12 protein-coding genes are annotated in these 12,634 nt (G+C 44.2%); 8 read left to right on the forward strand and 4 right to left on the reverse strand.

Annotated elements, in window-relative coordinates; all coding sequences use genetic code 11:
* Positions 1 to 29: 29 nt before the first annotated feature.
* Positions 30 to 464, forward strand: coding sequence for a DUF2753 domain-containing protein (locus tag MHO32_RS10505; protein ID WP_005444671.1), 435 nt, complete (start codon positions 30 to 32; stop codon positions 462 to 464).
* Between the two features lie 109 nt (positions 465 to 573).
* Here the strand turns inward: MHO32_RS10505 and motY are convergent, their stop codons facing one another.
* Positions 574 to 1,455, reverse strand: a complete 882-nt coding sequence (gene motY / locus MHO32_RS10510; RefSeq protein WP_009698518.1) for a flagellar protein MotY — start codon at positions 1,453 to 1,455, stop codon at positions 574 to 576.
* 356 nt (positions 1,456 to 1,811) lie between these two features.
* Between motY and rnt the strand changes: the two genes are divergently transcribed.
* Together rnt and MHO32_RS10520 are read left to right on the forward strand one after the other, a co-directional pair.
* Entirely contained in the window at positions 1,812 to 2,456 is a 645-nt protein-coding gene (gene rnt / locus MHO32_RS10515; RefSeq protein ID WP_009698519.1) for a ribonuclease T, read from the forward strand.
* 28 nt (positions 2,457 to 2,484) lie between these two features.
* Positions 2,485 to 3,810 carry a Na+/H+ antiporter family protein gene (locus tag MHO32_RS10520; RefSeq protein WP_005444668.1) on the forward strand — a complete coding sequence of 442 codons (1,326 nt, stop codon included), beginning with the start codon at positions 2,485 to 2,487 and terminating at the stop codon, positions 3,808 to 3,810.
* An 89-nt stretch (positions 3,811 to 3,899) separates the two neighbouring features.
* Here MHO32_RS10520 and MHO32_RS10525 read toward each other — a convergent pair whose 3' ends face one another.
* Positions 3,900 to 4,529: a DsbA family protein gene (locus MHO32_RS10525; RefSeq protein ID WP_005444667.1), complete on the reverse strand. Its 630-nt coding sequence runs from the start codon at positions 4,527 to 4,529 to the stop codon at positions 3,900 to 3,902.
* Positions 4,530 to 4,604: 75 nt separating this feature from the next.
* On the reverse strand, positions 4,605 to 4,940 hold the full coding sequence (locus MHO32_RS10530; protein WP_005444666.1) for a Grx4 family monothiol glutaredoxin: 336 nt from the start codon (positions 4,938 to 4,940) through the stop codon (positions 4,605 to 4,607).
* 242 nt (positions 4,941 to 5,182) lie between these two features.
* On the opposite strand from MHO32_RS10530, the gene sodB reads away from it, so the two are divergent.
* The 3 genes from sodB (at position 5,183) to MHO32_RS10545 (ending at position 7,306) form a co-directional block, all read left to right on the forward strand.
* Entirely contained in the window at positions 5,183 to 5,767 is a 585-nt protein-coding gene (gene sodB / locus MHO32_RS10535; protein ID WP_005444665.1) for a superoxide dismutase [Fe], read from the forward strand.
* 157 nt (positions 5,768 to 5,924) lie between these two features.
* Positions 5,925 to 6,428, forward strand: coding sequence for a VC2046/SO_2500 family protein (locus MHO32_RS10540; RefSeq protein WP_009698520.1), 504 nt, complete (start codon positions 5,925 to 5,927; stop codon positions 6,426 to 6,428).
* 134 nt (positions 6,429 to 6,562) lie between these two features.
* Positions 6,563 to 7,306: an SDR family oxidoreductase gene (locus MHO32_RS10545; protein WP_017189356.1), complete on the forward strand. Its 744-nt coding sequence runs from the start codon at positions 6,563 to 6,565 to the stop codon at positions 7,304 to 7,306.
* A gap of 149 nt (positions 7,307 to 7,455) precedes the next feature.
* Here the strand turns inward: MHO32_RS10545 and adhE are convergent, their stop codons facing one another.
* Positions 7,456 to 10,158 carry a bifunctional acetaldehyde-CoA/alcohol dehydrogenase gene (gene adhE, locus MHO32_RS10550; protein WP_005444662.1) on the reverse strand — a complete coding sequence of 901 codons (2,703 nt, stop codon included), beginning with the start codon at positions 10,156 to 10,158 and terminating at the stop codon, positions 7,456 to 7,458.
* A gap of 651 nt (positions 10,159 to 10,809) precedes the next feature.
* On the opposite strand from adhE, the gene MHO32_RS10555 reads away from it, so the two are divergent.
* Positions 10,810 to 11,448, forward strand: a complete 639-nt coding sequence (locus MHO32_RS10555; protein WP_005444661.1) for a YchE family NAAT transporter — start codon at positions 10,810 to 10,812, stop codon at positions 11,446 to 11,448.
* Between the two features lie 62 nt (positions 11,449 to 11,510).
* Complete coding sequence (locus MHO32_RS10560) at positions 11,511 to 12,359, forward strand: ion transporter (protein ID WP_005444660.1); 849 nt, start codon at positions 11,511 to 11,513, stop codon at positions 12,357 to 12,359.
* Positions 12,360 to 12,634 lie beyond the last annotated feature (275 nt).

Genomic DNA, 12,634 nt, shown 5'->3' on the forward strand with positions numbered 1-12,634 from the left:
CAGCAACATCGATATGTGGGATAACGATAATGATCAGTGAATGGGAAAAACACACACTTCTAGCCGATACAGCACTTCAACTAGATGACCCTGTTCGCAGCATTCTTCATTACCAGCAAGCCCTTAGCCTGAGTGAAGATATTAGCGAATGCGTGGAAATAGAAGCCGATGAGAGACTATTGATTTCGGTGATTTCATGCCACAACCTAGCTCAGTTTTGGCGTTGGGCAGGTGATACAGAGTACGAGCTCAAATACCTTCAGTTAGCGTCTGAAAAAGTACTGACACTGATCCCTCAGTGTCCAAACAAAGATTGCGCAAGCTTTATTGATTCAATTGGATGCTGTACAAAAGCCTTGATTGACTTTATGAAACGCCATCCAAATCCAACGATTGCCAAACAAGTTGAGAAGATTGATACCGCGACGAATTGTGAGATTATCGCCAAGTTCCGACTCAACTAATTTTCGGCAATAAGCCAATACGATTAACAATAGTATTCAAACAACGTCAAATAGCTACAAAAACGCCAGAGTTTGTTCTCTGGCGTTTTTTATTGTGTCAAATGTCAGATTAAACCTGAGTTCGCCCAAGTGAAATCACTACACGACGGTTTTTATCTTTGCCAATTGGTGAGCCATTGTCTGCGATCGGGCGACGCTTACCATAACCTTGGACCTGAATCCGATCACCAGATAAACCAAGAGACTCAAAGTAAGTACGCAGCGATTCAGCACGTCGCTCCGATAAGCTTTGACTTGCGCTCTTACCGTCAGTTGAATCGGTGTAAGTCGCCACCAGCACCAAATCGATATCTTGATTGTGACGCACATAATCTGCGATTTGCGATAAGCGTTTCTTCGATGCTTTGGTGAGCTGATCCCCTTGGCGTTCATAATGAAGGATCGTAAACGCAATATCCTCGAAGCTGTACTTCAACAAGTTAGAAATACAGTCACTAAACGCGTTGTATTTGTTCTGAAATAGTACCGATGACAACGCCACTTCAATACGCTGATCCCGACTCTGCCAATCTTGGTAGCTAAACGTTGGGTAACGTCCCTTTTCTAACTCAGAAAGAATGCCCCAAGCGGTTTGCCCACCAACATAACCATCAAACTGTTTGAAGAACTTGAGGTTAGTAATGCGATCAGCATGCTCGCCGGGACGCCATGGAGGAGGCATAGAAATCAAACTGACATTACGTGTTTCACCCATAGGTCGACGCATCTTCAGCTCAAAATCCAAGTTTATCTTTTTACTCGCACGAGACGAAAATACCGCATCACCAAACCCAGGGATAGGATGCACAAGTTGGCACTCCAATGGCGTATTCATCACCATCTCCCACTGTGATTGTTGCGGTGTGGCGACATAACGCTTGCCCATCGACGCAAAACTGTTTGCGCTAAGCAAAGACATCACGATACCACTGGTTACTAGCCATTTATTCATCTAGGTACATCTCTCAAACGGCAGTCTATTGCCACTTACTTGAATCAATTGAAAACATGCAAAACAATGCAAAAATCCCGCCAACATGGAATTTACAAGTGGTTATAAGGAGTTAACGCTCACTTTGGCAAGTGCATATACCCAAGTAACATCGAGATGCTTGCTTCAACGAGAATGACTTGGGTATAAAATGGTAAATAACATCACGAGAATAACAGGTGACCGACCCCCTTGTTTTTGGTTATAACCCTCACTGGTTAATGGGGAGTAGAATTCTACATTTCTCCCAAATTGCGGTTTTTCTCATCGGTAGAATCTGCAATAATGCAGCCTTCGTCACACAAATATAAGCCAACATGACAATAGAAAATGAAGCTCTAACCCTGAAAAAGCGTTTTCGTGGTTATTTTCCAGTGGTAGTAGACGTTGAGACCGCAGGTTTCAATGCTCAAACTGATGCACTTTTAGAAATCTGCGCCGTCACCCTAAGTATGGATGAAAATGGCGATCTGCATCCTGCCTCAACCATTCATTTTCATATCGAACCTTTTGAAGGCGCGAACTTAGAAAAAGAAGCGCTGGAGTTTAATGGTATTCGTGACCCATTCAGCCCTCTTCGCGGTGCAGTTTCCGAACAAGAAGCACTTAAAGAAATCTACAAACTGATTCGCAAAGAACAAAAAGCAGCAGACTGTTCGCGTGCCATCATGGTTGCACACAACGCCGCTTTCGACTTAGGTTTTGTTAATGCAGCGAATGAACGCTGTAAACTTAAAAGAGTCCCTTTCCATCCATTTGCCACTTTTGATACCGCAACATTAAGTGGGCTTGCTTATGGTCAAACTGTTCTCGCTAAAGCATGTAAAGCAGCAGGGATGGAATTCGACAATCGTGAGGCACACTCAGCCCTCTACGATACACAACAAACTGCAGAGTTATTCTGTGGCATCGTCAACAAATGGAAGGCCCTAGGCGGTTGGCCGCTTGTAGACGAAGAATAATAAGTAAACACAACATATTAGGAAAAGTATGAATCCTGTCGTTATATCTGTGTGCGTCATGCTCGTGTTAGCATTGATGCGCGTAAACGTGGTGGTTGCCCTCACGTTTAGTGCCATCGTTGGTGGCCTTGTTGCAGGCATGAGCCTTGGGGATACCGTTGCTGCATTTGAAAGTGGTCTGGGTGGCGGTGCGACTATCGCGCTAAGCTACGCAATGCTAGGCACTTTCGCTGTTGCGATTTCTCGCTCTGGCATCACTGACCTTCTGGCAAAAAGCGTAATTAAGCGCCTAAATGGTAAAGAGAGCTCTGCGTCGACTACGGGTCTAAAATACGCAGTATTGGTTGCTCTTGTACTTGTTACCATGTCATCTCAAAACGTGATTCCGGTACATATCGCCTTCATTCCAATTTTGATTCCACCTCTTTTGGGCGTATTCGCTAAGCTGAAGCTGGACCGTCGTTTGGTTGCTTGTGTGCTTACCTTTGGTTTGATCACGCCATACATGGTTCTACCAATAGGTTTTGGTGGCATCTTCCTAAACAACATCCTATTGAAGAACTTACATGACAATGGTCTAACAGATGTCGTGGCAAGCCAAGTTCCAACGGCAATGCTGTTGCCGGGCGCGGGTATGTTGTTTGGTCTTCTAACTGCAATCTTCTTTAGCTACCGTAAGCCTCGTGAATACAAAGAAACTGAACTGACCGTTGTTCAAGAATCTGAAGAGAAGCTAAACAAAAAACATATTGTGGTTGCAGGCTTAGGTATTCTTGCTGCGCTAAGCGTACAGCTATACACGGGCTCAATGATCATCGGTGCACTAGCTGGCTTCATGGTGTTCACTTTCGGTGGTGTTATCGCATGGAAAGAGACGCACGACGTGTTCACTAAAGGTGTACACATGATGGCAATGATTGGCTTCATCATGATTGCGGCGGCAGGTTTCGCTGCAGTAATGAAGCAAACCGGCGGCGTTGAGACGCTTGTACAATCGCTATCAACCAGCATCGGTGACAACAAGCCTCTTGCAGCACTATTAATGCTGATCGTTGGTCTGTTGGTAACAATGGGTATCGGCTCATCGTTCTCTACGATTCCAATCCTTGCAACTATCTATGTGCCGCTTTCACTAGCATTTGGTTTCTCACCGATGGCGACAATCGCACTAGTAGGTACAGCAGCAGCACTAGGTGATGCAGGCTCTCCGGCTTCTGATTCAACGTTAGGTCCAACATCGGGTCTAAACGCAGATGGTCAGCACGAGCACATCTGGGAAACCGTAGTGCCGACATTTATCCACTACAACATCCCTTTGATCATCTTCGGTTGGATTGCTGCAATGGTGCTGTAGTCGCATCATTTAAATGGATACAATTCGTTACGAAAAAGCCGCTCATTGAGCGGCTTTTTGTTATTTGGGCTTTGAAAACCAGTTTCAGTTTACTGCGCTGGCATGTTGTCGATGATGCGCTCGCGGATAAGCTTCAACGTATTTTCTGTCGACAAATAGTCCACTTCAATCGGGAAGTAAGCGTCGTTAATTTGCAGTACCAAACTCGGGTAAGAACTAACACCCAAGCTCTTTGCAAGACTGAGTTGGTCTTGGAAAACACCTTCCAGCAAAGTGCCATCCATATCATTCTTAAACTGTTGAACGTTTAAGCCAATCTCTCTTGCGAGTTGCAGATGGGTTGCTTCTTCATGAGGAGGCATCGCACGTAAATAGTAAGCGTGCTGAATCGCTTCCAGCATTTGCTCATAAGAGTCTTGGAAACCTGCAGCGATAACTGCACGGCAAGATTGGTAAGTACTACGTACTGGTGTACACAACGTCCAGAAATCGTAGTTAAACTTGGTACCAAGCTGACTTTCGATTTGCTTCCAAATCTGTTCAATCTTTTGCTGCATTTCCGGAGGCATCGGCAGATTAGTATCTGGCGCAAGCCCACCCATAACATACTCAAACTGAATCACACCTGGCAGTTGCTGCTTCAATTTTTCGATGGTTGGTTTGTAGCCCCAACACCAGCTGCACATTGGATCATGTACGTAGTAAAGCTTCAAGTTCATTCCACTAACCTAAAAAAGAAAAAGGAGCCAATGCGGCTCCTTTGTATTCTATCGCCAAATGTAAGTATTTACGAATTACTCAGCGTCACCTTCAACGCGTGCCGCAGCTTCTTTGATAAGAGGCTGAAGTTCACCTTTTTGGAACATTTCCAAAATGATGTCACAACCACCGATCAGCTCACCTTCAACCCACAGTTGTGGGAATGTAGGCCATTGAGCGTATTTTGGTAGCTCAGCGCGGATATCTGGGTTTTGTAGAATGTCTACGTAAGCGAACTTCTCACCACATGCCATTAGAGCTTGTGCTGCTTGAGAAGAGAAACCACAGCTAGGTAGTTTCGGTGATCCTTTCATGTACAGCAGGATTGCGTTTTCAGAGATCTGCTGTTTGATTTTATCGATAGTTTCCATCGCTTCCTCATTCATGGACGTGAACTTTAATTATTGCCACATTCTACTCAATAAACACAGAATAAAAACCATATAATTAGTAAGTCTTTACCCCTTTCCTCTTAAAATATTTTCATATCGGGGTTTTAATAAAGTAAAAACTTGCTAAAATACTTTTCAAGTCAGTCGTAACGACTACATATAAATAAAAACACTGGAAGCAATCGAAAGGTAACCCTTTCATATCTATGGAGAATCGAGCAATGGCATTTGAACTACCAGCTCTTCCTTACGCGAAAGACGCACTAGAACCACACATCTCTGCAGAGACTCTAGATTTCCACCACGGTAAGCACCACAACACTTACGTTGTTAAGCTAAACGGTCTTATCCCTGGTACTGAGTTCGAAGGCAAAACACTAGAAGAGATCATCAAGACTTCTACTGGTGGCGTATTTAACAACGCAGCACAGATCTGGAACCACACGTTCTACTGGCACTGCCTAGCGCCAAACGCGGGCGGCGAGCCAACTGGTGCAGTAGCTGATGCAATCAACGCTGCATTCGGTTCTTTCGAAGAATTCAAAGCGAAGTTCACTGACGCAGCAATCAACAACTTTGGTTCTTCATGGACTTGGTTAGTTAAGAAAGCTGACGGTTCTCTAGAAATCGTTAACACTTCTAACGCTGCTACACCTCTAACAGAAGAAGGTACGACTCCACTTCTAACTGTTGACCTGTGGGAACACGCGTACTACATCGATTACCGCAACGTACGTCCTGATTACATGAACGGCTTCTGGGCGCTTGTAAACTGGGATTTCGTAGCTGAGAACCTAGCGAAGTAATTAACTTCCCCCTAAGTTCAATTTAGTCATATTCAAAAAGCTCGCATTGTTGCGGGCTTTTTTATTACATCTCTAACCGATTTCTTCAATTAATCCCCTCTTTTTCCTAAAGTTCTTCTCTCCGTTGCCGCTAAAAGTGCATCAAGCGAGGAACATCATGCAAATCCATACTTTAGACAAAGCAGCAATCATCAACGAACTTCAGTTCGGTAATGGTATTAACCATGCCGTACACGAAGGTCGTCGCGCTGATTTCTCGTTGATTCTGTCTATGTTTTCTAACGATGTCCGCGATGTGGTTCCGGTTGAAGAAGTCCAAGAAGTGATCACCAGTGATGACATTCTTCGTCAACAATTCGGTTTATCTCAACCTCAGTCTCTACGTTCTGATAGCAGTAGCTATGAACTCGCAGCAGAACAAGCGAAACAGTTTCATGATGCTGGCTTGCCTTCGGCAAAACTGAGCCACTACCTAAAGCCTGATGCACTCACTTACCTTCCTGAAGACACATTTAATCTACCAGAAGAGGTTTATCACAACCTTTCAGGTCACGAACGCCGCAGCTTAGGTGAGCGCAACAAAACCCTTATTCCCGATGCAGGTTTGTACAATCAACTAGTGACGGCTCAACGTCATTACCAAATCCAAACTCAAGCATAACGTTTCACTTTTCCGCCAAGCGCTTACATTCCAAGCACGTCAGAAATGTGACGCCTTACAAATTCCTAAACAATAATTGTCGCGCAAAAGCGTTAGTTTGAGCCTTTTCACACTGAGCTCAAATAAATTCATCCATGCTGATAGCACAAACCACTGATGTATTGTTTAACACAAGAAATTACAGTGAAGGTGCTATGGATATTAAAGACTCAATCATTCTCGTCACATCTGCAGGCTCTGTATTGGGCAGAACTTGCTCCAACCACTTTGCCCATCTTGGGGCAACGTTGGTACTTTGTGATCAGAACCCTAGTGCCTTGAAGGCAAGCTACGAGCAAATCAGTGCGTTTTCCGACAGGGTATATGCGATGAATGTGTGCAATGACAACACGACATCCATCAACTTATTGTTCGACCAAATAGAGTCGCAATTAGGTGCGACTCCCGATGTAATCGTAAACTGCTGGACTAGCTCACCAATGCCAAGCTTAATGGCTCCAGAGCCAATGAGTACCTACATTGACCACCTTTCTTCTGCGGCTCGCTTTCTCTATACCTATGGGCAAGTCAGTGCTGAACGATTTCGTTCGAGAGAGAAGAAAGGCGTGATCGTTAACGTTATCTCACATGACAACCATGAAGATCTCACTGGAGTAGAGAGTATGGCAGCACTGGTGTCTGGCTTTACTCACAGCTGGGCAAAAGAGCTGACCCCTTTCAATATTCGTGTGGGTGGCGTCATCCCATCCGTAAACCATACCAGCGAAGATCTAGACGAGCGACATTGGGCTCAGATCCAAGATGAGTTGGTAAGAAATACCGCCTACATTGTCGCAAATGAGTACTTTAGCGGACGCGTCGTCACGACCGAAGTCTAAGTAAACCTTCCTACCTAAATCCGCCACCTAACAGAGCCGTTGGTAATGTAAAGAACAAAAAAAAGCCCCAGTCTTTCGACTGGGGCTTTGAGTTTTCCCGATTGTAAGTTTCGTGCTAGCGAAAACCTACTTCATAACTAACGTCGTACTTATGCGTTAGCTTTTTCTTTCTTAGCTTTTGGTGCTGCTTCTTTCGCTACTTGGTCTGCTTTCTTCTTGATAACAGTTGTACCTTCGAAAGTTTCGCCTTCAACGAATGCTTTACCGTAGTAAGAAGCCATTAGAACTTCTTTTAGCTCAGTGATTAGAGGGTAACGAGGGTTAGCACCTGTACACTGGTCATCGAACGCTTCAACAGCTAGTTCGTCTAGTTTCGCTACGAAGTCAGCTTCAGAAACACCTGCAGCTTGGATAGACATTGGGATGTCTAGGTCGCCTTTCAGCTCGTCCAACCATGCTAGTAGACGTTCAATCTTCTGAGCAGTACGGTCACCTTCTTGGCTTAGGCCTAGGTGGTCAGCAACCTCAGCGTAACGACGACGTGCTTGTGGACGGTCGTATTGAGAGAACGCAGTTTGTTTAGTTGGGTTGTCGTTCGCGTTGTAACGTACAACGTTCGAGATTAGTAGTGCGTTCGCTAGACCGTGAGGTAGGTGGAACTCAGCACCAATCTTGTGCGCCATTGAGTGACAAACACCTAGGAATGCGTTAGCAAACGCGATACCAGCGATCGTTGCCGCGTTGTGTACTTTCTCACGAGCGATTGGGTCGTTTGCACCGTTCGCGTAGCTTGAAGGTAGGTACTCTTTAAGCATCTTAAGCGCTTGTAGAGCTTGACCATCTGAGTACTCGTTCGCAAGAACAGATACGTAAGCTTCTAGAGCGTGAGTTACTGCATCGTAACCACCGAATGCTGTTAGAGACTTAGGCATGTTCATTACTAGGTTAGCATCAACGATAGCCATGTTTGGCGTGATTTCGTAGTCAGCTAGTGGGTACTTAGCACCAGTCTTGTCGTCTGTAACAACAGCGAATGGAGTAACTTCTGAACCAGTACCTGAAGTTGTAGTGATACATACAAGCTCAGCTTTCTTACCCATTTTAGGGAACTTGTAGATACGTTTACGGATGTCCATAAAGCGCATTGCTAGTTCAGCGAAGTGAGTTTCTGGGTGCTCGTACATTACCCACATGATCTTCGCAGCATCCATTGGTGAACCACCACCTAGAGCTAGGATTACGTCAGGTTGGAAGCTCTTCATTGCTTCTGCACCTTTCTCAACAACAGATAGTGTTGGATCCGCTTCTACGTCGAAGAATGTTTGAACTTCGATGCCTTGCTCTTTAAGCAGTTTAACTACTTCATCAGCGTAACCGTTGTTGAATAGGAAACGGTCAGTTACTAGGAATGCGCGTTTCTTACCTTCTAGGTCGCTCATTGCGATTGGAAGGCTACCACGACGGAAGTAGATAGACTTAGGTAGTTTGTGCCACAACATGTTTTCAGCTCGCTTAGCTACAGTTTTCTTGTTGATAAGGTGCTTAGGACCTACGTTCTCAGAGATAGAGTTACCACCCCAAGAACCACAACCTAGAGTTAGAGAAGGTGCTACGTTGAAGTTGTAAAGGTCACCGATACCACCGTGAGTAGTCGGGATGTTTACAAGGATACGTGCAGTCTTCATCTTGTCACCGAAGTAACGGATGCGGTCTGCGTTTACGTCTTGGTTAGTGTAAAGACCAGATGTGTGACCGATACCACCGATTTCAACCATTGTTACCGCTTGAGCAACTGCATCTTCGAAGTTGTCAGCACGGAATAGACCTAGAGTTGGAGATAGTTTCTCGTGAGCGAACTCATCATCGTAAGAAACTTTACCTAGACCTTCACCTACAAGAACTTTTGTGTCAGCAGGAACTTTAACGCCAGCCATTTCAGCGATTGCTGGAGCAGGTTGACCTACGATTTTCGCGTTTAGTGCGCCGTCGATAAGAAGTACTTTACGTACTTTATCAGCGTCAGCTTTAGATAGAACGTGAGCTTTATGAGAAGCGAAACGCTCTTTCACTTCGTCGTAAACTTCGCTAACTACGATTGCAGCTTGCTCAGAAGCACATACTACACCGTTATCGAAAGTTTTAGACATTAGGATAGAAGCAACAGCACGTTTGATGTCAGCTGTTTCATCGATAACTACAGGAACGTTACCTGCACCTACACCGATAGCTGGCTTACCAGAAGAGTAAGCTGCTTTAACCATGCCTGGACCACCAGTTGCAAGGATAAGAGCGATACCGTCGTGCTTCATAAGAGCGTTAGAAAGCTCTACAGATGGTTGGTCGATCCAACCGATGATGTCTTTTGGTGCACCAGCTGCTACTGCTGCATCTAGAACTAGTTTCGCCGCATCGTTAGTTGAGTTCTTCGCACGTGGGTGTGGCGAGAAGATGATGCCGTTACGAGTTTTTAGAGAGATTAGAGATTTGAAGATAGCAGTAGAAGTCGGGTTAGTCGTTGGAACGATACCACAGATGATACCTACAGGCTCAGCGATAGTCATTGTGCCTAGGTTGTCATCTTCTTCTAAGATGCCACATGTTTTTTCGTCTTTGTATTTGTTGTAGATAAATTCTGAAGCGAAGTGGTTTTTGATTACCTTATCTTCAACAATACCCATTCCAGATTCAGCAACTGCTTGTTGTGCTAGTGGGATACGAGCATGGTTAGCTGCAAGAGAAGCTGCGCGGAAGATTGCATCTACTTTCTCTTGAGAAAATGTTGCGAACTCTTCTTGTGCTGCTTTAACGCGTGCTACTAGAGCATCTAGTTCAGCTAAGTTAGTTACAGGCATGGTGGATCTCCTAAAATAATAAATATTAAAAACTTTTTAGTAAGGTTATTGTCTTTCGTTTTTACTGTTTATCAGCGACTTAACTAACAACCATCTTAGTAAATTGCTTTCAGGGCTGAGTATAATATTTCAGAGTGTGAAAAAAATTGACTTGGATCAGTTCTCACAACTGAAATACCCCCAAAGTAGTGGTTTACCACAACAAAACAACATAAATCATTGATAAACAAATAAATTAAACTTCATTTTTTATTGAGCAAAAAAGAAGCAAACGAACTAAAAACTAAAAGAAATAACAACAATCTGTAAAAAAGTTTCATTTTTAGCCAACAAAATTACATGTGGACCCTAATTTTTGTGCTACTGAGAGTATATCGAATACGTCTTATCTCTCTACAAACCACCTTTCTTTTTGTGAAAAATGTGCGAATGTTAACGTTTGTGTAAATCAGTATGCTCTCTCATCAATTTTCTACGTAACAATTCGTTTCCAGATTGAATACATTTTCTTCAATAATTAGTTTTTCTCACAAATACTAGCCCAAATACGTTAGTTTTTTTCATTTCTTCCTACCGCACTTTTGCCTTACATTACCGCCTAAAATTACCCCCTCTCTTTTTCACTATTGTGAACGTTTACGAGTAAGCAACATGCAGACTTTAGAGTTAGCTATTTTCCTACAGTTTTTCTTAGGTTTGGTCGCAGCAGTGAACCCTGTTGGTATCATGCCTGTGTTCGTATCACTAACCGGTCATATGACACCAGAAGAGAAAAATAAGACCGCCACGACAGCCAACGTTGCCGTTGCGATTATTTTGATCATTTCTCTTTTTGCTGGTCAGTTGTTGTTGGATATGTTCAGTATTTCTCTGGACTCTTTCCGTGTTGCGGGCGGTTTACTACTTCTGAGTATCGCGTTCTCGATGATGAGCGGTAAACTAGGTGAAGATAAGCAAAATAAACAAGAGAAGTCGGAATACGTAAGCCGCGAACAAATCGGTGTAGTACCGCTAGCGATGCCTTTGATGGCAGGCCCAGGTGCAATCAGCTCAACCATTGTTTATGGCGCACGTTACCCAAGTGCACTCGACACGGTTGGTATTAGCGTTACGATCATGCTGTTTTGTTTTTGCTCTTGGTTGTTGTTCCGCTCTGCGCCTTTGATCGTTCGTTTCCTTGGTCAAACAGGCATCAACGTGATTACCCGTATTATGGGTCTAATCTTGGGCGCTCTTGGTATTGAGTTTATTGCTAACGGTTTAAGAAACCTATTCCCTGGTTTAGCCTAAATTTCATAACTTCTGGTATGATGTTGCAATCCGTTTCATTTTAACGCTGACAGTGCAACATCATGCCTCGCAAGTCTTTCAAGCATCATTTATACGTCATTATTTTCGGTACTCATACACGTGCTGGGCGTGCCTTCGATATCGCACTGATTATTGCGATCATTACTTCTCTCGTGGTTTTGATTCTAGAATCACTGCCATCGGTAATGACTGAATGGTCGCGAGAACTGCGTTACATCGAATACACCTTCACAGCCCTATTCACTATTGAGTATTTATTAAGACTGTACTGCTCTCCAAAACCTAAGTCTTATGCCACCAGCTTTTATGGTGTAGTTGATCTGTTAGCGATTCTGCCGACCTATTTAGCGATCTTCTTCCCTGGTGCTTCGTTTATGGGTGTAGTGCGATTACTACGTGTCATGCGTATCTTCCGCATCTTGAAATTGGTGCGCTACCTACAAGATTCCAACATATTGCTACGCTCTCTATTGATGGCGCGTCGTAAGATTCTTATCTTCTTTAGCACCGTAGGTATTCTGGTCACCATTTTCGGCGCACTGATTTTCGTTATTGAAGGTCCGCACAACGGCTTTACGAGTATTCCTAAAAGCATCTACTGGGCGATCGTAACGATTACCACTGTTGGGTATGGCGACATGGTGCCGCAAACTCACCTTGGGAAAGCCATCGCATCATTAACTATGCTGCTCGGTTATTCGATACTTGCGGTCCCAACCGGCATTATCACTGCAGAACTCAGTAATGAGATGAATGCGCACAAACAATTAGTAAAGTGCCCGAATTGTAATCGCTCTGGTCATGATTCAGATGCGATGCACTGTAAGCATTGTGGCAGTGAACTAGCAGATCCTGATAATCGCGTCGTGAGTGCGGACGAGGAAGAATAGACCAGGAATCGGCTTTCGATGCCTAAAGTGGAGCACTCCCGAGTCTCAGGGCGTAATGCCTCCAACAAGAGATTCCCGACTGCGCTCCTTCGTCGCTTTCGGGAATGACGCGGCGTTAGTTTGGAGAACAATATCTCTCACTCTAAAGAACGAGGGCGCCAGCCCCTCTATTTGTCTCTCTTAATAAAGAACTTTCGCAAAGTACAGCCCGTTCCGTACTCCAGACTTACGATCAAAAAAGCCGATGAATTCACATCGGCTTTTATATAGCTTTT

It is taken from the genome of Vibrio sp. MMH1-50 (assembly GCF_022347645.1).
GTDB classification, from domain to species: domain Bacteria; phylum Pseudomonadota; class Gammaproteobacteria; order Enterobacterales; family Vibrionaceae; genus Vibrio; species Vibrio harveyi.